The organism is Phocaeicola coprocola DSM 17136, assembly GCF_000154845.1.
In the GTDB taxonomy this organism is placed as follows: Bacteria; Bacteroidota; Bacteroidia; order Bacteroidales; family Bacteroidaceae; genus Phocaeicola; species Phocaeicola coprocola.
Map to the genome: position 1 here is coordinate 60,649 of NZ_DS981490.1, position 22,694 is coordinate 83,342.

A 22,694-nucleotide genomic window follows, 5' to 3' on the forward strand; every position below is an offset into this window, starting at 1 on the left:
CAAATCTGACATTAGAAAAAAGTTCTGTGTATTGTTGGTTCGATGTAGAACAGAAACCGGCAGGCAGAGTGAAAAGCCATAAGAATTCCCAATTCACCTTTCAGCTTGTTGTTGAATTTTCTATGTTGAATGGCAAATATAGAGAGTGCCCAAAGGAATTCCGAAGCGTTGTACATTGAGCGGGGAATAAACTTAATTAAATATTTTTTATTATAAGTGGATATGAGAAAAGTATGGGCTCTGTTGTATTTCTTAAAAGAACATATGAAATAAGGGTATGTATCTATCAGGCAGCTTACGAGAATACGCTTGTTCGCTTTATTCAAGGAGTACTACTTGTACACGACGTCTGTTTCCGGATTTGCTGAAAGAGAAATAATTTTACATTTTATATCGAAAGGAAGAAAAGAAGAATAATTCATTTTCCCATATATACGAAGAAGAACTATATACATTCTCTTTTCAATGTACATAGTTCTTCTTGTTAGTTAAATAGCTTTATAGAGTATCTGATGTAAAAATATTTTAAACTTCTAAAGCTCCGATAATTTCGCGTACAGATGAGTATCCATGACGTTCCAGATAGTCGTTGATGCCATCGACCACTTTAACTGTAATAGCAGGGTCGATAAAGTTTGCAGTTCCTATCTGAATAGCAGTAGCACCTGCCAGCAAGAACTCAACAGCATCTTTCCAGTTCATGATACCACCTAGTCCTACTACTGGAGTCTTTACAGCTTTAGCTACCTGCCAAACCATTCTCAAGGCAATTGGTTTTACGGCAGCACCGCTCATACCACCTGTTACTGTTGATAAGATAGGTTTACGCTTTTCAGCATCGATAGCCATTCCCAGTAAAGTATTGATGAGTGATACACTGTCGGCTCCGGCTCCTTCTGCAGCTCGTGCTATTTCTGTAATGTCGGTTACGTTTGGAGAGAGTTTTACGATCAGTGTTTTGTGATATACCTTACGTACTGCACTGACTACTTCGGCTGCGCCATGCGCTGTAACGCCGAATGCCATACCACCTTGTTTTACGTTCGGGCAGGAAATATTCAGCTCGATGGCCGGGATATTGTCCAGTTCATTAATTATGCTTGCTGTTTCAGCGTAGTCTTCCACTTGTGAACCTGAAACGTTTACAATCATATTTGTGCGTATATCCTTAATCTGCGGATAGATGTGGTCTACAAAGTAATGTACACCTTTGTTTTGCAATCCTACGGCGTTCAGCATACCCATAGGAGTTTCTGCCATACGCGGATACGGATTACCTTCGCGATGATGTAGTGTTGTACCTTTTACAATGATACCGCCAATCTTTTCCAGGTCTACAAAGTCCTGAAATTCTAGTCCATATCCAAATGTACCCGATGCTGTCATCACCGGATTCGACATTTCTAATTTACCGATGTTTACACTTAAATCTGCCATAATAGTTTCTTTATATTAAATACAGGACCTTCTTTACAAACACATACATGACCTTCATCGGTCTTTTCTACGCAGCACAGACAGGCTCCGACGCCGCATGCCATGGTATTTTCCAAAGATACTTCACATTCAATATTGTTAGCTTTGGCATATTTGGCTACAGCTACCATCATTGGTTTGGGACCACAAGTGTAAATCATATCAAACTTATTGTCTTTCAGAACACTGTGCATTGTCACATAACCTTTTTCTCCCATACTTCCGTCTTCAGTAGTGGTATATACATCGCCGAACTGCTCGAACTGTTCCAGTTGCAGCAGATCGTTCTTAGAACGTGCACCCAATAGGAAAGTCGGCTTGCAGCCCATCTTCAGCAATGCTTCACCCAGATAAAGCATCGGAGCAGTACCCACGCCACCACCTACTAAAAGAACTTTTCTGTCAGGATTTTCCGGCATAGAGAACCCGTTTCCTAATGGCAATACTACATTTACTATATCACCTTCTTTTACAGTAGCCAGTTTACGTGTGCCATCACCAACGAGTTGTACAAGAAACCACACCTCGTTGGTCTTTCTGTCTACATAATTAATAGAAATGGGACGCCGAAGGAAGGTTGTATTTGAACCGTCAATACGAATTTCGGCGAACTGCCCCGGAAGCATATCCGGTAGCGGAGCGGACTGAGTCAGCTTAATCAGAACATAGTTTGCATGTAAACGTATGTTCTCTGTTACTGTCAAATCTAATATGTATTTTTTCATAAAAACTAGGGTAAATTCGTTTTGTTTTGCAAAGATAACGAATTTACCCTAGTATCTTTCTTTTGGTTATGGGAAAGTCCCTGATTCTATCTAAATAAATTATCCGATAATAAGCTGTACTTTTATCCGGATATAAAGATTTTATTAGTTTTTTTCAGGTTTGAATACCTGATACGTACCATTATCGAAGAAAATTCTTATTTCAGTGATTTTTGGGTGAGGCTTTTCTATGTATCTAATTTCCTCACGTACAGATTCTTTAGGTGTATAAGCAGGCGTTTCTGATACATTTTCCTTGCGAAAATCAAAAAGAATTGGGCTCTCGGTCGATTTTTCGGGATTCTCAAAGCCTTGTGTGTACTGAGGTGTTGCAGTGTCTGGCGTATTTTCACCTTCCATTTCACCTTCTCCGTATAGTAACCATTCAATGTTAACATATGGACAAGCTTTATGGATACGCATAACAACATCAAGGCTTGGTTTATTTCTGCCATTGAATATATGCGATAGTGAAGATGTGGAAATCCCAATCTTTTCGGCAAACTCGGCATTACTCAAGCCTTCTTTCTGCATGATTTGTATAATACGGTCCTTCATTAACAAATGGAATAGATTATTTATCTGTTTACAAAGGTAATGTTTTATGTTTTCTTTTGCAAATTTACATATATAAAAGTTAGAAACAAAAGTGATTTATAAATGTAAATACTGGATGTGCTTTTTAGTATTTACGAATGTAAATTGCTTGATATAATGTAAAGTAATTACTTTAATATAATGGCATATTCTTCTGATTAATAAATAATTATTATAGTAAAATACATTTGTTTTACCAAGATACTGCTCTTTTATTAAAACAAATGTAAATTTGTTAAAGCTTTTCTTGGAAAATGAATAGTAAAATACTGGTTTTTACTATATTCCATAGTATAATTATTTAATGAATAATCACTCGTTTACATATAGAATTGTATACAAAACAAATGGCTCTCCCCTCTCCTATTCAGGCATTTATCTCTAATACATCTATACTTATGTACTTTTGTGTGGCGGTTTACAAATGTGTTTATTACATTTGTTTACAAAAATACTCAAACAATTGTAAATAGAGATTATTTATTATATACTAGCTTCCTTTAATGACCAAGTTTACACCTATACATTCGTAAAGGAAAAATTTAGAGATTGATTTGTATATTGGGAGAAGTTTATTTCTTGATTCCGTGTTATTGCTGTATTACCCTTTTAGGGGTTACTTGCACATTTCACCCAAATATATCACCTTTATAATTTATTGATATATAATATTTTAAGAAGAAATCTACAGCTGTTTATAACTGAATTTTGTATTTTTAGTCCTTGTATTATATTCATTTCAAACAAAAACAGCGACAAATCCATAGAAATTCTGCACATTTCACCCAAATATATCACCTCGGTAGATAACCTAATGATTCATATATTCTCTTCAACTTTTAATTTTCTATATTCATTTACTCCAAGTGACAGGCTGGAATCAAAATCATAGTGTCCCAGGAATGTTATGTGTTCATAATTTTGTGGTGATATATGTTTAAGCAGACTTTTATCGATTTCCTTGTCATTTGCTTCAATATACTCAACACTCCTTTGTAAATAGACGGCATTCCATAAACAAATTACATCCATGATTAGTGAAAGAGCGGAAGCCCTTACCTGTTGTCTGTCACGATTTTTTGTGGTAAATTTTCCCTCTTGACCAAATTGAACGGCCTTGGCAAGACTATTATTTGCTTCACCTTTGTTCAACCCTATTTGTATCTTTCGTCTCAGTTCTTTTGATGTAAAGTATCGTAAAAGAAATAAAGTTTTTTCTATCCGTCCCATTTCAACTATGGCACGTCGGAGATGACTTGATTTATTGCATAGTTTTCTCATCACCAGTTCTCCGGAAACATGCCCTTTCTTTATCGAATAGGCGATTCTAAGAATTTCATCATAATAATCTTTTATCCAGTCAGTCTGAATTTTTTTGAAAGCGACACCTTCAATATTTTTCCTCAGGATGTTATCTTTAAAAATAAAAAGATTCCTGCTCGATACATTTTTCATACGGGGTGCGTAAGCAAAACCCAAAAGATGAGCAAGTCCAAATAAAGGATCACTATACCCTCCAGTATCAGTATAATGTTCAATAACAGGTTCCCCGACCATTAGTTCGTGCGCCAATACACCATCAATGACATGCTGAAACTCACTATTAGTACGGATTACTTTTGTAAAGAATACATAATACTTGTCACACACAAATCTGTATATGGTACAGCCCTTGTCAATTCCATGTCTCGGATTTGGTTCTGCATTGAATGAAGATACCATGCTGCGTATCCCTCTTCCATCACTCGATGATGTGTTTCCTTCTCCCCAATATTCCGAGACCCACAAACTTCTCAGAAGCCTGACAACTTCCCCTTGCGCCTTGACCAGGTTATCATCATCCAAACAATTTTGTGAAATTGAATACAGTTGGTCATACGAATATTTGCCCATTGCCTGTGACATCTTAACCAGTCCGACATTCGTTCCCAGTGCCATTAATGCTGCAAGCACTTTTTCCTTTTCTGCCTCTTTCAAAGTTTGGTTCTTCAGATTCCGGTGTATGAAATATTTGGTGAATCCAACCCATTTATCCACTTCAAGCAAGATTTCTTCCAGTCTTGCTTCGGGAATCATGCCCTTAAAAATTCTTTTGCTCAATTCCATTGCATTTTCCGGTGTTGCCGTTCCAAGAGGAGAAAGATGCAGGCTTCCTTTATCTATCCATAGATCATCAAGCAAATCAATATTGTCTGACAGATAATCTAAAAGCTCGGTCATTCTCTTTTTTCTGTCGGACAGATACTCATCAAAAGTCTCAAACCCGTTTAAGACATCAAAAACATCAGTCGAATACTTATAAGTTTCCTTATCAATCAGATCTTGTTCAAATGCCAGATATTTTTCACTTCCTTCCACAGTTACAAGATTGTTCCTTATGGCATGTCTCAAACTTGAAAGAGTGGCCATTTCATAATACCTTTTATCAATACATCCATCCTTTTGTACCAGTTTAATCCATTTATTTTCAATATGGTTTAACGGAGCATCGTCAGGTAATTTAAGGTTGTCTGAAAGATTCATCTTCCTTAAACAATCAACAGCTTTTACAAGAGGAGTCATTTCCTCCGATTCAGATGTCACTTTTAAGATTTTAAGCAAACGTGGAGAATATTTCCTGATTTGGCTGTAATGGCTGTTTAGTAATTCAAGGCTGTCACTATCAGAACAGTTAAGCTCATATCCCCTTTTTATGATGAGATCTAACGCTTCGAGAGAAGAAAAGTTTCTCTTTTTCAGTTCTGTTCTTAAATTTTTCTTGTGACGTAAGGAAAAAGAAACGGCTTCGGCAATAGACAATAAATCCGATTGATTCTTAAATATTTCTTTACTATTTTGGAGGATTGTCTTTTCATTCCTCTTTTCACTCTTTCTCAACAGATTATGCAATATGGCATCATTGGATTCGACAACAAAATCCAGAAGCATTTTTCTGGTTTCATGAATATATATTACTATACCCGGGTAGATTTTTTCTTGCGAACTACGCTCTATGGAATATAAACGCCTGTGAACAATGCGTCTTGCTATGGATTTTCTTTTATTGTGGGATATTGAAGACAAATCCATATCCAGATTCAAGGAATCAATATATTCTATTCTGTCCGCAATTTCACAGAAGGATTCGGGAGTTATTTTTCCCGGCACATTTCTCAGTTGATGCAAATTATATGATTTAGGTGCAGTGCCTTTACATAAAATAGCTTTTTTGATATTTGAACACTGTTCTGATGTCAGCATGGAATATATAAGACGGTTCAAATCGGCTTCTTTCCGATTGCATATATCTTGAACCCATTTTTCAATGGTACTTATTTTGGGCAATACAATTCTTTCTACTTTTAATGCGGAAATAATTTCCCTGATAATGAACTCTCTGTTTTCAACAACATCAGCATTTGTCGAAATGATTTTCATTGCCATCTCTTCATCTTTTTCATCCATCTGCCTATATCCATAGGCAAGACAAATATCATGAAAGTGTTTTATGATGGTATTAGGACGTTTATATCTCTCTTTGAAATTCCATGAGCGAGGAAGAGAGGCATTTATCTGTTTTGCAATAAAATTCAAAACCTTTGAAGGTATTCCGGACTTGAGCGTATAGTTCCATCTAAGATATCTGAGGTGAAATAATTGAACTGCATATCCAATTCTATTGCATAAATCCTTGTGCCCGTTTGTGATGTTCCTAATGTCGTCTTCATCAAAGGCACAGTAAGTCAAAAGATCGTCATCGGAAATATTATACGGAATTGTTGTAATTTCCCTGCGCTGTTCAGAGGTCAATATTATTTGGGCCATGCAATAGCTTCTTATAGTGTTTTTCTATTTTTGATATAAGAATAAAGTGTGGCTCTACTTATTCCTGTTGTTCGCAAGATGTTATCAACAGAGCAAGCCCTTGAATCATATAAATCAAGGGCAAGTTTAACCGTTTTTGGATCGATCTTCGGTCTTCCCCCTTTTCTTCCTCTTGCTCTTGCGGCAGATATTCCTTCAAGAGTTCGTTCACGGATGATGTCTCTTTCAAACTGGCTTACCCCCGAAAATACGGAAAATAATAACCTTCCATGAGGGGTCGTTGTATCCAACCAAGGCTCCTTTAATGATTTAATATCTGCTCCTATTTCATTTATACGCTCAACAAGTTCAAACAAATCCTTTACCGACCTGCTTAATCTGGTAAGTTCACATACAATTATTGTATCGCCCTCACGAAGTGAGTCCATCATGCGAGTCAGTTCCGGGCGTTCTTTCTTTGTCCCCGTCATTTTCTCTTGATAAATGCGGTTACAGCCCGCTTGTTTGAGCTGGTCTAATTGCCTGTCAAGGTTCTGATCATTTTTTGAAACACGTGCATACCCAAATATCATAATTGCAAAGTACAAAAATATGAAATAATGACATTTATCGTATTTTGATAAATATACCGTTTATTGGACAAATATAAACTATTTTTTGATGAAAGACAATAAAGTTCCAGTAAAATCTGAAAAACCATCGTTTTTCAGATTAACACAAGGCGATATATTTGAGTGAAATGTGCAAGTAACCCCTTTTATGTGTTATACATATTGATTAGGTTTCTTCCCGTTTTATCCAAAATCCTTATGCTCTCAGATTTAAAAAATTGCGGCCAATGATTCGTTCGTTCCTGAATTTTAAAATCTCGTGTGGGTATAAAAAAAAGACTCTGTCCTGTAACATTTAATGATAAAACGTACAGAACAGAGTCTTCCTTTTCGTTTTTTTAGTGGTCAGAAATTAGATGTCAATGAAGAATCATGAAGATAAGTTCCTTTAACAATTCACCATCCGATATTGACGCGTTACCTATTCCTTTCGACTTAGCATCACACATACGGATTGCTCCGATGATCTGCATTACTTTTACTCCCGTGTATCTTCTCATAGCAAGCATATAGTCTTTGGCTTGCCAGGGAGAACGCAGCCCTAATTGTGCGGCGATTCCCTGTTCTGTTTTTTCGGGAGCATAGTATGCCAGCATCAGATTTGCATAGAAATTAAAGAGGACTGCCAGAGTCACCTGAAGTGGATTGTTTTTAGGATTTTCTTCAAAATAATTTACTATCTGATTTGCTTTTAAAATATCTTTGGCGATAAGTGCATTGCGTAATTCGAAGTTATTATAGTCTTTGCTTATTCCGATATTTCGCTCTATTTGTTCCGGAGTGATACGCTTCTGACCGCTGGGCAGGGTGATAATTAATTTTTCCAATTCGCCTGCCATTCGGTTTAAATCGGTACCAACAAATTCGGCCATCATCTCGGCCGCTTTAGGTTCTATTTCTACTTGTTTACGTTTTAAATATGAAGCGATGAATCCCGGAAGCTGTGCATCTTTCAGCTTTTTTGATTCGAACAGAACTCCGGTCTTTTCGATTTCTGCTGTAAGTTTTTTTCTTCGGTCTAATGATCCGTGTTTGTAGCAGATGACCAAAATTGTAGATGGCATAGGCTTTTGCAGGTAGTAAACCAGCTCATCCAGATTCTTTAAATTTTGGGCTTCTTTTACAACCAGAACCTGATATTTCGACATCATCGGATAGCGTTTAGCACCGTTGATAATGGTGGCAATATCTGTATCTGCACCATACAGAACAGTCTGGTTGAACTCCTTTTCGGTTTCATTCAGCACACTGTCCATGATGTAATCAGCTATGCGATCGATATAATAGTCTTCTTCTCCCATAAGAAAATAAATGGGAGAATAGACCTTGTTTTTTATGTTCCTGACTATCTCTTCGTATGTTGTTTCTTTTGCCATGGATAGTAAAATTACCAGTCAAATTTCAGATGCTTCACTGTCTTCTTTTCATCGATAATCATACGTAGCGCATCGATTCCGATCTCTACATGTTCGTTGACAAACTGCTGTGTGACGAGCGAGTCACTCTTTTCTGTTTTTACTCCTTCCGGTATCATTGGCTGGTCGGATACTAACAGTAGTGCGCCTGTCGGGATATGATTTGCAAATCCTGTTGTGAAAAGGGTTGCGGTTTCCATATCTACTGCCATGGCACGTGTCTTCAAAAGATACTTTTTAAAGTCGTCATCGTGTTCCCATATGCGGCGGTTAGTTGTGTAGACTGTGCCGGTCCAATAGTCGCGTGAATGGTCGCGGATAGCAGATGAAACAGCACGCTGTAGCATAAACGCAGGCAAGGCGGGGACTTCTGGCGGGTAATAATCGTTCGAAGTACCTTCGCCTCGTATGGCAGCAATAGGCAGGATCAAATCGCCTATCTGGTTTTTCTTATCTATACCTCCACATTTACCCAGGAAAAGGCAAGCTTTGGGATGGATAGCACTCAGCAGGTCCATGATGATGGCTGCATTCGGGCTTCCCATTCCGAAGTTGATAATAGTAATTCCTTCTGCGTGTGCAGAAATCATATTAGCATCATGACCTAAAATAGGGACGTTAAAGCGATCTGCAAATATCTCTACATACTTGTTGAAGTTGGTCAACAAGATGTATTCTCCGAAGTCTTCTAGTTTTCTTTTTGTGTATCGTGGTAACCAGTTTGCCACGATTTCTGCCTTAGTTTTCATGATATTTTCGTATTTTTGTATGAAAAACGATTTTGTCTATTATTGCAAATTTACGAAATGTTGGCATTAAATTTACCACCTTACTCGTTTAAAATCTCTAATAAAGAGGGAAAAAAATACATTTTCGACGTATTGCGCAAGAAATACGTTGCCCTGACTCCTGAGGAATGGGTGCGACAGCACTTTACCAATTACTTGTTAATGCATAAGGGATATCCTTCAGGATTGCTGGCAAATGAGATACAGATTAACTTAAACGGTACGAAGAAGCGCTGTGATACGGTATTGTACAACCGTAATCTGACGGCTAAAATGATAGTAGAATATAAGGCTCCGGATGTAGTGATTACCCAAGCTGTGTTCGATCAGATAACGCGTTACAACATGGTGCTTCGGGTAGAATATCTGATTGTGACCAATGGTATCAATCATTATTGCTGTCGTATCGATTATGCAACTAACTCATATGTGTTCCTTCCAGAGATTCCGGACTATGCATCTTTGTAGTTTATTTGTTTCTCTTCCGATATGGATCAGCTTCATTCCGGTTGCTATACTGAACGGAGGTTTTCGCGATTATGTGCTGGTAAAATTTCTACTCGATAAGTGTGCTTTGGCTGTTAGTGGAATTATATTAAGCATATCGATATTACTCGTTGCTAAAATATTATTATCTCGCGTCAAGAAGCTCTCCCGTACGGATTGTCTGGTTATATCTTTTGTATGGATATTGCTGACAGTCTTGTTTGAATTCGGTATGGGACTTGCTACGGGAAGCTCTGTCTGTGAACTGTTGAAGGCTTACAATCCCTCAAGTGGAAATTTATGGTTGCTGGTGGTTGTAGCAACTGGAGCAGCTCCATTTCTCGCTTTGAAGTCGAGAAATAAATGAGCCTTGTGATTAAGGCTTTGTCTTAATTTTATCTGTATAATATTATTATCTTTATATTCAGTTTAATACACATATCTATATATTGATATATAATGTATTAACTATGTAGTTGTTTGATTTGAATTATACAGATTATTTATCATAAGTACAGGAAAATTATTATATTATTTCTTCGCTTAGTAAATAAAAAGCTCCGGTATATCCGGCGATGTAAGCCAGAATATACCGGAGCAGTCTATCTTTATGTCGTAGAACCGGAATATTATTTAATCTTTGTTTCTAAGTGCTTTTCAGCAACAATACCAGCCAGTTCTGGGTCTATCATGATACGTCCGCAATATTCGCACACGATGATTTTCTTACGCATACGGATATCCAACTGTTTCTGAGGCGGGATTTTGTTGAAGCAACCACCACATGCATCACGCTGAACGTAAGTAATACCCAATCCGTTACGAGAGTTCTTACGGATACGTTTGAAAGCCTGAAGCAAACGAGGCTCGATAGTTGTTTCCAGATTCTTAGCTTTTTCTCTCAGCTTTTCTTCTTCCTGCTTGGTTTCAGAAATAATTTCCTCCAGTTCGTTTTTCTTAACTTCCAGGTCTTTCTTTCTTTCTTCCAAAGCTGTATTGCTCTTTTCTATTTCTTCTTCTTTTGCCTTGATTGAAGCAGTATATTCTTTGATACGCTTTTCGCACAGTTCGATTTCCAGGCTCTGGAATTCGATTTCCTTAGTCAGCACGTCATATTCGCGGTTGTTGCGTACATTGTCCTGCTGAGCTTTATATTTTTCTACTGAAGCCTTTGCTGTTTCAATTTCGATTTTCTTGCTGGCAATATTCGACTTCAGTTCGTCTATTTCAGTCTTGATTTTCTCGATACGTGTGCTCAAACCTGTAACTTCGTCTTCCAGGTCTTGTACTTCAAGAGGCAACTCTCCTCTCAATGTCTTGATTTTGTCGATTTCAGACAACATTGTTTGCAACTGATACAGTGCTTTCAGTTTTTCTTCAACGCTCAGTTCGCTGGGATCTTTTTTTGCTTCTTTAGCCATAGTTATTACAAATATTTGATGGGATTTGTATTGACACTCGTCATGCTGACGCTGAGTGACGGAAACATTTCCCGTATGATTGAATAAAATATTTCTTTTGTATATTGTTCACTTTCATAATGCCCTATTTCAGCTACCAGAATACTGTTTTCATAACTGAAATAATCGTGGTATTTCACTTCTCCGGTAATGAATACATCGGCGCCGCTTGCCACTGCACGGGGCAATAAAAATGCACCTGCACCTCCACAAAGAGCAACTTTCCGAATCATCCGTCCGTTGGTGCGCGAATGTTTTACGCAGCCTACTTCGAACGTATGTTTGATGCGATGCAGAAAATCGTCTTCAGCTTCCGGAGTCAGAAGTTCACCCACTACTCCTGCACCAGCCTGGCTCCAGTTGTTCTGCAGAGGATATAAATCGTATGCCGGTTCTTCGTATGGATGAGCAGCAATCAGTGCTCGTACGACTGCCGGTTTTTTGAAGGCTGGTAAAATGGTTTCAATACGTACCTCGGGCTCTTCGTGCAGTTCTCCTTGTTTGCCGCAGAACGGATGTGTACCCTCTCCGGCACGGAAAGTCCCCTTTCCTTCCAGATTATAGCTGCATGAATCATAGTTACCTATACATCCGCATCCGGCATTGAATAGTGCCTGACGGACTTGTTCTGCCTGTTTGACAGGAACAAATGTTACCAGCTTCAGCAGTGCATTTTTCTTGGGTTCCAGTATCTGTACGTTCTGTAAACCTATCTTTTCGGCAATTTTGTAATTGACTCCCTGGGGAGCATTATCCAGATTGGTATGCATCGAGAAGATTACAATATCATGTTTGATTGCCTTCATGATGCAACGTTCTACATAATCTTTCCCGGTTATCGACTTATACCCCTTAAAAATAAGAGGATGGTGTGATACAATCAGGTTGTAACCCAGCGAAATGGCTTCGTCTACCACTGCTTCGGTTACGTCCAGACACAACAAAGCCCCTGCAGCTTCCGCGTCTGTCAATCCGATTTGCAATCCGGCATTGTCGAATCCGTCTTGCAAAGGCAGAGGCGCGAACATCTCAAGGGCATCTACTACTTCCTTAATTTTCATGTTTCGCGAAAATTTTCATGCAAAGATACAAATTTTCTGCGATATATTTATGTTTGAGACATACTTTTTATTGTTTTTAGGTTGCAGCAAGGCTTGTTGACCGTCTGGTAAGGATATGACGAAAAGAAGGAAATCTTCGTTGGGAAAGATCAAGACAAGTTCTGATTTTTTGTACAAACTTTATTCTGTTTTGTACAAAAAATCAGGATAGTTCGTACAAATAAAGCAAACAGTTTGTACAAAAAATAAAAAAATAAGCTGATGTTTTTTCATAAAATTGCCGGAAAAATCGTAATCTTTCCGGCAAGAATATAACAGGTAAGTATTTGTGCGTATTATTTCTCTGGAATAACAGGCAGATACAGGTAGCTGTCGTAGCGTCCTCCTGTATATATACAGTGCTTTCCTGCGTTATGAGTAGCGGGGGAAGTTACCACTTCGTTCGGATCGGCACACTGATTTTCATTGCCTCCCAGTGTAACCAGATCGACATTGTTTCCCGGTTGGTAAGTATACCCCTCCTTGGGAATGCTGATTCTTGCAGATCCGAAAGGAATGGCCGCCGCAGCAGGGCGATAGGCTTCTACGGTAAGCTGGAGTATTTCATCCTTGTCGAACATCAGCCCCATCGGCCATATTTCAATTTCCAGCGGAACGATTTCGCCGGGTTTCAGTTTTTGTTCCGTAGTGTATGTGTAATATGGTTCCGCTTCTGTGGTACGCAGTGTGTCGAGCTGGCGCATGGATGCCCGCATATATCCTGTAGCGGCGATAGTTGCTCCTGTCGGATCAAAGAAAGGCTTTCTGTCTTTTGAAAGTTTCTCTACTTTGATGGCAAGATCCATATCGTCATGGTCGGGGGCAGATACCCATAAGTGCAGTTTCATATAACCGGTTATTTCGGTGGATTTTGTCATACGGAACCGATAAGTAACTTTCGGCTGTCTGCTTTCCGACTGGTAGGAACTGATTGTCTCTTTTTGCGGCAGACTGGTTGAGAGTGAAGAGTCTGCTGCCGAAAGATATAGCTTGGTATACTTGGTACGCGCCAACGGGAATTCATTTTCCACACGGTTTACAATATTTTTACCTCCAGGATTAAGTACAGACAAGCGTACTTTAGGCGTTTGCTCCCATCCGTTGTCAATGTTTTTTAAGTAATGATCAAAGAAACGACGCAAGTCTTCCACGTTTTCCGGCGAATAATAATCGTACCACTCATTGGTATCGTGCACTCGTAGCCATTTCTTTTCCGATGAGATACGGCGATATCCCGCAAAGGTTCCATGTGTATGTACAGAGTTAGTATAACTTGCTACTACATAGGCCGGGACAGTGATGTTTTCCAGACGAGCTGCCTTGTCTTCCCAATAGCTGCACATGAATGGCTGTTCTACAATCATGCGTGGCTGATCCTCGAGCATTCCGTGGGCAGAAGAGAATGTTTCGGCTATCATTTCCGGAAATTCCGGCATGGGTATTCCTCCCCTGTGACTTGACTCGCGAAAATGATCACAAAAACCTTCCCAAGGAGCGATGGCAGCCAAGTGCTTCGGTTGTTCGGCGGCAATGAACCATTGTGATACTGTCAGCCAAGAATTGCCGGACATGCCAACTTTGCCATTGCACCATTTCTGGGATGCAATCCATTCTATCACATCGCAGCCGTCAAGCGCATCTTCATGTCCCCAGTAAAGCAGGTTGCCTTCAGACATATATGCACCACGTTTGTCGGGATTAACCACAGCATATCCGTGTGCTACCCAATAAGCAGGGTCAGGACCTTCAAATTTTTCGAGCCCTGAGGTGGCACTGATTGCCACACCCGAACGCATCGGGACATCATCGAGCATTTGTCCTCCGATTTCTTTCCCATATGGACTCCAGGCAAGAATAGCCGGACAATTCTCTTCGTTTACCGGACGGAAAACATCGGTGTAGATAGTTACTCCATCGCGTAATTTAATAGGAATATCCCGTTCCAGCAGTATGTCACAGGGCAAAGGCATAGCTCCCTCACGACGTACGGTTCCTGCTTTCAGGATAAGAGTTTCTTGTTTAAATCCAGGATATCGGACACGAGGTGCATCGACGGGAAGTGCCTTACGCAATGGAACGTCGAAGGTTTCGCCTGAAACATTGTGCAAAGTCATTTGCTGTTGCTGTGCAGGTAATAGTTGTGGGGCAAGTATAGCAAGCAATACTGCCCCGATCATGTTTTTTCTACTCATTATCATATCTGTTTTGTTTAATTTTCTTTTTGGCAAAGTTCTGCACTTTTTGCCGTAATTGTATGTTAAATCTGGAAACATAACTGGTTAATTACGAAACAGAATATAAATTTGTAATAGGAAAAAACATTATTTACTGGTTATGGAAGAAAGAATCATTCGTCTGCCGGAGCTGATAACGTATCATCAGATTAATGAAGTATGGGAGGAAAGTATAGCTTGTTTCTGCACCAAAAGTGATATGAAAAATATCAGTAAGATACCCCCTGTACTTGCAGACATGTTTTCGTTTATAGTTGTGGAGGAAGGTATGGCACACTATATACTCAATTATAAAGAATATAATGTACAGAAAGGTGATATGTTGTTGTTTTCGCCTAGCATGCTGGTTTCACTCACAGGTTGTACGGACGATTTCAGATGCATGAACTTGATGTGCGAAAGGAGTTTATTCGAGCATATGCTGTCGTCCAATCCTGCCTTTCAGACATATTCTTATTACTTTTGCCGCACCGATACACCTGTGGTTCAACTGAAACAAGAAATGCAGACTGCTATCTTGAAATGTATGGAACAGATCCGTATGGCTATCATTAGCCGCAATACTTATCAAAAAGAAATTATTCAGAGCCTGGTGTATACTTGTATGTTACTGGTACTTGAGGTAATAGAAGAACGTGTGTCTTCCCTTCCGGTGTCACTGGGACGTACCGAAACTTTATGGCGTTGGTAGTTGCTCATTATAAGCGGGAGCACTATATAAATTTTTATGCCAGCAGGCTGTCTGTTACAACCACTTATCTGTCTCGCATAATTCGGCGGCAGACAGGGAAAACTGCTGCTTATTTTCTGGGGGGGGTATGCTTTATGCAGAAGCTTGCCGCTTGCTTACCCGTACTGACTATACAGCCCAACAGATTGCAGAGGAACTGAATTTTTCTGATCAGTCAGCCTTCGGCAAATTTTTTAAGTCGAAGGCTGGTGTTTCTCCTCATATATTTCGTCTGAAAGGAGTAAACAGATAAGAGCTGTTCACAGGTAAGCTTACTAGGAAAATGCTCTTATTTCACAGAATAATCTTTTCCAAATCATCGGGAACATAGACGCAGCCAGTAAACTCCTGTTGTGCTTCAGCGGTATATCGCTCTTTTCGGGTAGCGAGTGTCTTGTCCTCCGTGTGATAGAGCAGCAGATTCTTTACATCCAGTTTCGAAGCGAGTCGTCCGGCATCGAGAGCTGTACTATGATGCTTTTCGTAAGGCTTGAAGCGTTCACGGTCGTCGTACAGACAGAAAGCCTCACATAACAACCAGTCGGCTCCCATTACGTAGTCGTGATTCAATTCATTATAAGGTTCATCACCAAGACATACCAGTTTTTTCCCATCGGGAAGTATTGTACTGAAACCATATTGTTTTTCTTTGGTTGAGGCTATGTCGAAGCACTGCAGGGTGAAGCCTCCGGCTTCGAAACACATTCCGTTGTCGACGATATGTAGTTCGATGCCATTTCCCAGCCGAGCTACAATTTTGGCAGGAAGTGTCATGCGGCAAATCCAGTCGAGTGCTTGTATGGCTTTGTCGTGTCCATATACGTGGAACGTACCTTCATATTTTCCAGCCTGCATAAGCTGAGCGACGACACGTACCACCCATACGGCTCCTAATATATGATCGGTATGTGCATGGGTAATGAACATGGCATGAATATCGGTCAGTGGTATGCCTGCTTTCTCTAGTTGGATAAGTATTCCGTTTCCTCCTCCGGCATCGACCAGCAGGGTTTTGTTCGGATGACGCAAGGCAAAGCAGGTATTATAGCACTGGGTAACCGCAGCATTTCCCGTTCCCAGCATGACAAGTTCCGTTGTTTCATTTGTTTCCATAAGCTTCTTGACAGTTGATTATGATAAAAAAAGAGCAACAAATATCGGCTTTCTTCTGTCAGCCCAGATACTTGTTGCTCCGAATTATAATAAGGTTGAATTACCTGAAATTAATATGCACGTGCAAACAATACGCGGCGAGCCGACGGTTTGCCTGTTACCATATCTACGCCCGGAGTAAGACTTTCTTCGTCTGCTTCGAACGGAAGACAGCGGATAGTAGCTTTGGTTTCTTCCTTGATACGTTCTTCTGTTTCAGTTGTACCATCCCAGTGAGCCAGAATGAATCCACCCTTTTCAATTTGTTCCTTAAACTCATCGTAAGTGTTTACTTTTACGATGTGTTCGTTGCGGTACTTCAATGCTTTCTGGTAAATATTTTCCTGTATTTCTTCAAGCAGGTTCTTTACATATTCTTCGATACCATCGCAAGAACGAGTTTCTTTTTCCAGTGTATCGCGGCGCATGATTTCCATTGTATTGTTTTCCAGATCACGTCCTCCCATGACAAGACGTACAGGAACACCTTTCAGTTCGTAATCAGCAAACTTGAATCCCGGACGTTTGTTGTCAGCATTATCGTACTTAACAGAGATTCCCATTTCACGCAACTTGGTTACGATACCTTCTACTTTCGCATCGATTTGTTTCAGTTGTTCGTCGTTCTTGTAGATAGGAACGATGACTACCTGTATCGGAGCCAAATGTGGAGGAAGAACCAGACCGTTATCGTCAGAGTGAGTCATAATCAATGCACCCATCAGACGAGTAGAAACTCCCCATGAAGTAGCCCATACATAATCCAGCTTGTTGTTTTTGTCGACAAACTGTACATTGAATGCTTTAGCAAAGTTCTGTCCGAGGAAGTGAGAAGTACCACACTGAAGTGCTTTTCCGTCTTGCATCAAACCTTCGATAGTGTAAGTATCAAGTGCTCCGGCAAAACGTTCATTAGCCGATTTAACACCTTTGATAACAGGTACTGCCATGTATTTTTCTGCGAAATCACCATATACATGCAACATTTTCTGTGCTTCAGCTTCAGCTTCTTCACGAGTAGCATGTGCTGTGTGACCTTCCTGCCACAAGAATTCGGCAGTACGCAGGAACAGACGTGTACGCATTTCCCAGCGCATTACGTTTGCCCACTGGTTGCACAAGATAGGCAGGTCACGGTATGAGTTAATCCAGTTTTTATATGTACTCCAGATGATTGTTTCTGAAGTCGGACGGATAATCAGTTCTTCTTCCAGTTTAGCTGCAGGGTCGACAATAACTCCAGAACCATCTTCTGCGTTTTTCAAACGGTAGTGAGTTACTACGGCACACTCTTTGGCAAAACCTTCGACATGTTCTGCTTCACGGCTCAGGTATGATTTCGGGATAAGCAACGGGAAGTATGCATTTACGTGTCCGGTTGCTTTGAACATATCGTCCAATATGCGTTGCATTTTTTCCCAGATGGCGTATCCGTAAGGTTTGATGACCATACATCCACGTACTGGTGACTGCTCTGCCAAATCGGCTTTTACTACCAAATCATTGTACCATTGTGAATAGTTCTCACTTCTTTTGGTGAGGTCTTTTAATTCTTTTGCCATAATTTATGTTGTTATTATCTTTTATATCGCTTTTCAGAGATGCAAAATTAGTAAAAAAGACATTGATAGCCTACAAAAACTATTATTCATTTAAATAATCAGGGCGTTTTTAGTTCTGATAATCGAAATACCACCAGTATGTATCACCAAATTCTCTACGCATCAGGTTGCTTCCCTGGACGAGTGGACCAGATTCCTTACGGCGGATTTTGTAGTCAGTGTAATGCTGGATCATTGCACTGTCTGTAATCTGAATCTGATAATCGGGGTGACTGTCCTTATATATAAGTATAGCTTCTTTATAGTATCGGGCAAATTCTTCATCAGATTCACAGAAATCGGTAATGGCAGTTGCAAAAGTGTCAAGTCGTTTTTCAAGAAGTAAAGCCGATAGAAAATAATCGAGTGAAGTCGATTTCCCTGTGCCTTTGTAGCAAATGTTATGCAGGAACTCCATGCGGTCTTCACCGTTATACGGACGCACTCCCAGCAAATAGTAAATAGAGTCGTTTGTATAGCGGAGAACAGAAGACGAATCGTTTGCAAAGAACAATCCGTCGGTTTTATAATATTGCGGATACTCAAAGAGCTTTTCTCCCAAAGTTCCGGCATGCGACATTGCAATGCTACGCAATACGGTAAGTGTCCGGCTTGCTTCTGTAGAATGTTGGCCTATTTTCAGCACTTCATTGTATTGATGATTACGAAGATAATGTTCGGCTTCCAGTTCACGATGAAAAGTGCGGTTGCTGTTGCCTATTAGTATAGTCATGATAATAAACACCAACAGTATAATCAGATTGCTGTTCATCAGCGTCATCGGACTACTTTCTACATTCAATTGTACACGGAAAACCCTTCGTAACCAGAAAGTAACTAAAAAATATATCAGTAATATCAGAGGCAGCAGCCATCCCCATGAAGTGTGGTAGTCGGACATGTAAACAGTTCTTCCTACATCAGTAAGAACTCCCAATATAAGGCAAGAAGGGAAATACGACAAAGCACGGACCTCTCCTTTCAAGCCTAACAGGCTATTGACTCCCCAGCGTAATAATAGCAAAATCAGGGTAATGATTATGGCACTAGGTAAAGGGGCAAAATGAGTTTTGCCGTGTGCCAGTGAGAAGTGTAAGGCTTCTAATACATCACACTGAAATACATAAAGATAGATAAAACTGAAAATAGAAAAAAGAAAGCCGCACACGGCGGTTTGTATGCGTGCGGCTTTCTTATAGTTCTTATGGATATATTCATTCATAAACGTTACTTCTGGCGTTTCAACACTACTGCCGAACGGGCAGGTATATACAGCTTAAGCCATTCTTTCTTTTCTTTAGCATATAATGGATCGGCACACGTAAAATGGGCTACTGAATCGTCTGCAAACCCAAATCCGCCGAACTCTTTACTGTCTGTGTTCAATACTACATGGTACTCACCTCGTGGAACAAGGAAACCGTAGTCTGTGAACGAACGGGTCGGATTAAAGTTGAATACAAATACTAAGTCTTTACGGCGATATGCCAGAATCTGATCTCCGTCATTGTGCCATATTTCTACGACATCGCTCTTCTGTATATTCTTGACTCCTTCAATAAGATGAACCATTGCTTCGTCAAAGTCACCCAGGTAGTGATAACACAATTCTTTATTGTCTACCAGATTCCATTGGCGGCGAGCGTATTTATATGACCATCCGTTACCTTCACGCGGGAAGTCGATCCATTCCGGATGACCGAATTCATTTCCCATAAAGTTCAGATAACCGCCGTTGATAGTAGAAGCTGTGAGCAGACGAATCATTTTGTGCAATGCTATACCGCGCTGTACGACTCCATTTTCATCACCTTTCTTGAAGTGCCAGTACATATCTGCATCAATCAGACGGAAAATGATAGTCTTGTCGCCTACCAAAGCCTGGTCGTGACTTTCGCAGTAAGAGATTGTTTTTTCGTCTTTACGGCGATTGGTTACTTCCCAGAACAGGCTAGAAGGCTTCCAGTCTTCATCACGACGTTCCTTGATAATTTTTATCCAATAATCAGGAATGTTCATCGCCATACGATAGTCGAAGCCGTAACCTCCGTCGTTGAAAAGTGCGGCAAGTCCCGGCATACCTGAAACTTCTTCGGCAATTGTAATGGCACGAGGATTAACCTGATGTATCAGCTTGTTGGCAAGTGTCAGATAGCAAATGGCATTGTCATCTTGATGACCATTAAAGTAATCGCCATAGTTACAGAATGCTTCTCCCAGTCCGTGGCTGTAATAAAGCATAGATGTTACACCATCGAAACGGAAACCATCGAAGTGGAATTCTTCCAACCAGTATTTACAGTTAGAGAGTAAGAAATGAATAACTTCGTTCTTACCGTAATCGAAACACAATGAATCCCATGCCGGATGTTCACGGCGATCTCCCTGATAGAAATATTGGCAAGGATCACCAGCCAGGTTACCTAAACCTTCCATTTCGTTCTTTACCGCATGCGAATGAACGATGTCCATAATTACGGCAATTCCCATCTGATGAGCTGTATCAATAAGCTGTTTCAGCTCTTCGGGCGTACCAAATCTGGATGATGGAGCAAAGAAGCTTGATACATGATAACCGAAACTTCCATAATAGGGATGCTCTTGAATAGCCATAATCTGAATGCAGTTATAGCCGTCCTTGGCTATGCGTGGAAGGATGTTTTCACGGAATTCGTTGTAAGTCCCCACTTTTTCGGCATCCTGCGCCATACCAATATGACACTCATAAATCATTAAAGGTGACACATTCGGTACAAAAACTTTTTTCTTGAATTTGTAAGGTTTATCAGGATTCCAGACCTGTGCACTGAAAATTTTAGTCTGGTCGTCTTGAACGACACGTGTTGCCCATGCAGGAATACGTTCTCCGCAACCTCCTTCCCAATAAACTTTCAGCTTATATAAATCTCCATGCTTTATCGCATTTTCCCGAAGATTGATTTCCCAGTTACCTGTATTCTTGACTCTTTTCAATTTATACTTGGCTTGTTCCTGCCATCCATTGAAATCACCTATCAGATAAATTTCAGTAGCATTAGGAGCCCATTCACGGAAAGTCCAACCTTTTTCTGTGCGATGCATGCCAAAATAAAGATGTCCGGTAGCAAAGCCGGACAGTGTTTTCTTGCCGATTAATTCTTTTTCCTTATTAATTGCATGCTGATGTCTGCCTGTAATAGCCTCTTTGTAAGGCTCAAGCCAAGGATCATTTTTAATGATATTCAATACTTCATCCATAGTATTAGAGTTTATATTAATATGCCCGAACTTTTACTATGACTTTTTTCACGCCGTCTGGAGTTACGCCAGGAGCGTGTCCGTCTTGTGGAAAGAATATGGCAAACATACCCGGTGTAATAGTCAGATAATCTTTTGCAAATCCTTTGTAGAAAGTGATGTCTTTTTCTGCATTGTATTCTTCTTCCGGAAGGTCTGTGCGCGGAGTATATCCCATTGTTTCAACTCCCGACAAAGGAATCTGAATATCTATGAAGTTATTATGAGTTTCAAGTTTTGCTTCTTCCTTAGTTTTGGGTCGTGCTTGAGCAAAATTAACGATAAGCTCACCCTCTTTTAAGACGACCTTACCTATTTCGTGTGCGTTTAAGTCTGTAGTTTTCAAAAATTCCACAGCCTGTGCAAATAGTGGATTCAGAGAAACATATTTCTCAAGATTTTCTAATTTATCTATTACCATAGTAGTAACAATTTTGTGGTTTTAATTTATATGAAAATGTTTGTTATTCAAAATCATCGATTGTATAATTTGTAAAATCGGCAAAACGCTTCAGTTGCCTGAATACGTTTATAATTTCTTCTATAAAACAAGGATCATCAAAAAAAGAATCAGGAATGGAATAAGCAACAGTGTAATCTTTACATTTTATATATTCCGGATAAGGAAAATCTTTTGGGAATCCTTTAGGCAAGGTTTTTAAGTGTTCCTCTCCTATTACCGGAAAATATTTTTTAAAATCAGGATCCTCTACAATAGCACGGTATTCCTCTATGTTATCTACAACCGACTGCCGGACAGCTTTAAGCATATTGGACGGCATACACCAGCTTCCTCCTGCCAGCATACAGTTGCCAGGTTGCAGATGTACGTAATATCCGCAGTGGTTCGATTTTTTCCCACGTGCGTTAATATATCCTCCTATGTGATTCTTATAAGGAGATTTGTCTGCCGAAAAGCGGACATCCCGATAAATACGATATGTACAATCATGAGGACGAACATGAGATATACTTTCATCGAATAATGAAATACGCGCAATGATATCCGCTAATAAATTTTCAAAACTGCTTTGTGCGTTTTGATATTCATTTTTATGTTCCTGAAACCATTCACGGGTATTATTCTCTGACAAGCGTTTCAGAAAATCTAATATTTCTGGTATATTCATGTCCTTCCCTTTTTTGTAACACAAACATACAAAATATATTTTGATAAATCGAATAAAACGTGAGTATTTT

20 protein-coding genes are annotated in these 22,694 nt (G+C 39.8%); 4 read left to right on the forward strand and 16 right to left on the reverse strand.

Going from position 1 to position 22,694, the window contains the following annotated elements:
• Positions 1-525: 525 nt before the first annotated feature.
• The 7 genes from BACCOP_RS12530 to BACCOP_RS12560 form a co-directional block, all read right to left on the reverse strand.
• Positions 526-1,437 carry a dihydroorotate dehydrogenase gene (locus BACCOP_RS12530; protein ID WP_007569623.1) on the reverse strand — a complete coding sequence of 304 codons (912 nt, stop codon included), beginning with the start codon at positions 1,435-1,437 and terminating at the stop codon, positions 526-528.
• On the reverse strand, positions 1,425-2,201 hold the full coding sequence (locus BACCOP_RS12535; protein ID WP_007569625.1) for a dihydroorotate dehydrogenase electron transfer subunit: 777 nt from the start codon (positions 2,199-2,201) through the stop codon (positions 1,425-1,427). Before BACCOP_RS12535 ends, BACCOP_RS12530 begins: the two co-directional genes overlap by 13 nt.
• Before the next feature lie 144 nt (positions 2,202-2,345).
• Positions 2,346-2,798, reverse strand: a complete 453-nt coding sequence (locus BACCOP_RS12540) for a helix-turn-helix domain-containing protein (RefSeq protein WP_007569627.1) — start codon at positions 2,796-2,798, stop codon at positions 2,346-2,348.
• An 858-nt stretch (positions 2,799-3,656) separates the two neighbouring features.
• Complete coding sequence (locus tag BACCOP_RS12545; RefSeq protein WP_007569628.1) at positions 3,657-6,641, reverse strand: Tn3 family transposase; 2,985 nt, start codon at positions 6,639-6,641, stop codon at positions 3,657-3,659.
• A gap of 11 nt (positions 6,642-6,652) precedes the next feature.
• Positions 6,653-7,213, reverse strand: a complete 561-nt coding sequence (locus BACCOP_RS12550) for a recombinase family protein (protein WP_007569637.1) — start codon at positions 7,211-7,213, stop codon at positions 6,653-6,655.
• Positions 7,214-7,611: 398 nt separating this feature from the next.
• The gene (gene holA, locus BACCOP_RS12555) at positions 7,612-8,628 is read right to left on the reverse strand and encodes a DNA polymerase III subunit delta (protein ID WP_007569639.1); all 1,017 of its coding nucleotides are present in this window, start codon (positions 8,626-8,628) and stop codon (positions 7,612-7,614) included.
• 11 nt (positions 8,629-8,639) lie between these two features.
• The gene (locus tag BACCOP_RS12560) at positions 8,640-9,416 is read right to left on the reverse strand and encodes an AMP nucleosidase (RefSeq protein ID WP_007569640.1); all 777 of its coding nucleotides are present in this window, start codon (positions 9,414-9,416) and stop codon (positions 8,640-8,642) included.
• 57 nt (positions 9,417-9,473) lie between these two features.
• On the opposite strand from BACCOP_RS12560, the gene BACCOP_RS12565 reads away from it, so the two are divergent.
• On the forward strand, positions 9,474-9,923 hold the full coding sequence (locus BACCOP_RS12565; protein WP_007569641.1) for a type I restriction enzyme HsdR N-terminal domain-containing protein: 450 nt from the start codon (positions 9,474-9,476) through the stop codon (positions 9,921-9,923).
• On the forward strand, positions 9,910-10,308 hold the full coding sequence (locus BACCOP_RS12570; protein ID WP_007569642.1) for a hypothetical protein: 399 nt from the start codon (positions 9,910-9,912) through the stop codon (positions 10,306-10,308). Before BACCOP_RS12565 ends, BACCOP_RS12570 begins: the two co-directional genes overlap by 14 nt.
• Positions 10,309-10,570: 262 nt before the next feature.
• Here BACCOP_RS12570 and BACCOP_RS12575 read toward each other — a convergent pair whose 3' ends face one another.
• The 3 genes from BACCOP_RS12575 to BACCOP_RS12585 all read right to left on the reverse strand — a co-directional run bounded on the left by BACCOP_RS12575 (position 10,571) and on the right by BACCOP_RS12585 (position 14,693).
• Positions 10,571-11,362, reverse strand: coding sequence for a zinc ribbon domain-containing protein (locus BACCOP_RS12575; protein ID WP_007569643.1), 792 nt, complete (start codon positions 11,360-11,362; stop codon positions 10,571-10,573).
• Between the two features lie 5 nt (positions 11,363-11,367).
• Positions 11,368-12,462 carry a Nif3-like dinuclear metal center hexameric protein gene (locus BACCOP_RS12580; protein ID WP_007569645.1) on the reverse strand — a complete coding sequence of 365 codons (1,095 nt, stop codon included), beginning with the start codon at positions 12,460-12,462 and terminating at the stop codon, positions 11,368-11,370.
• Between the two features lie 335 nt (positions 12,463-12,797).
• Positions 12,798-14,693, reverse strand: coding sequence for a CocE/NonD family hydrolase (locus tag BACCOP_RS12585; protein WP_185150250.1), 1,896 nt, complete (start codon positions 14,691-14,693; stop codon positions 12,798-12,800).
• Between the two features lie 142 nt (positions 14,694-14,835).
• On the opposite strand from BACCOP_RS12585, the gene BACCOP_RS12590 reads away from it, so the two are divergent.
• The gene (locus BACCOP_RS12590) at positions 14,836-15,426 is read left to right on the forward strand and encodes a cupin domain-containing protein (protein WP_007569651.1); all 591 of its coding nucleotides are present in this window, start codon (positions 14,836-14,838) and stop codon (positions 15,424-15,426) included.
• Between the two features lie 127 nt (positions 15,427-15,553).
• Positions 15,554-15,718 (forward strand): helix-turn-helix domain-containing protein, encoded by a 165-nt coding sequence (locus tag BACCOP_RS19960; protein WP_007569653.1) that lies wholly within the window; start codon positions 15,554-15,556, stop codon positions 15,716-15,718.
• A gap of 41 nt (positions 15,719-15,759) precedes the next feature.
• Here BACCOP_RS19960 and BACCOP_RS12595 read toward each other — a convergent pair whose 3' ends face one another.
• The 6 genes from BACCOP_RS12595 to BACCOP_RS12620 all read right to left on the reverse strand — a co-directional run bounded on the left by BACCOP_RS12595 (position 15,760) and on the right by BACCOP_RS12620 (position 22,624).
• Positions 15,760-16,578, reverse strand: coding sequence for an MBL fold metallo-hydrolase (locus BACCOP_RS12595; RefSeq protein WP_007569655.1), 819 nt, complete (start codon positions 16,576-16,578; stop codon positions 15,760-15,762).
• A 110-nt stretch (positions 16,579-16,688) separates the two neighbouring features.
• On the reverse strand, positions 16,689-18,179 hold the full coding sequence (proS, locus tag BACCOP_RS12600; protein WP_007569657.1) for a proline--tRNA ligase: 1,491 nt from the start codon (positions 18,177-18,179) through the stop codon (positions 16,689-16,691).
• 109 nt (positions 18,180-18,288) lie between these two features.
• The gene (locus tag BACCOP_RS12605) at positions 18,289-19,440 is read right to left on the reverse strand and encodes a DUF6057 family protein (RefSeq protein WP_007569659.1); all 1,152 of its coding nucleotides are present in this window, start codon (positions 19,438-19,440) and stop codon (positions 18,289-18,291) included.
• Positions 19,441-19,445: 5 nt separating this feature from the next.
• The gene (locus BACCOP_RS12610) at positions 19,446-21,455 is read right to left on the reverse strand and encodes an alpha amylase C-terminal domain-containing protein (protein WP_007569661.1); all 2,010 of its coding nucleotides are present in this window, start codon (positions 21,453-21,455) and stop codon (positions 19,446-19,448) included.
• Positions 21,456-21,471: 16 nt separating this feature from the next.
• Entirely contained in the window at positions 21,472-21,915 is a 444-nt protein-coding gene (locus BACCOP_RS12615) for a YhcH/YjgK/YiaL family protein (RefSeq protein ID WP_007569663.1), read from the reverse strand.
• A gap of 43 nt (positions 21,916-21,958) precedes the next feature.
• Positions 21,959-22,624: a DUF2461 domain-containing protein gene (locus BACCOP_RS12620; RefSeq protein WP_007569665.1), complete on the reverse strand. Its 666-nt coding sequence runs from the start codon at positions 22,622-22,624 to the stop codon at positions 21,959-21,961.
• Positions 22,625-22,694 lie beyond the last annotated feature (70 nt).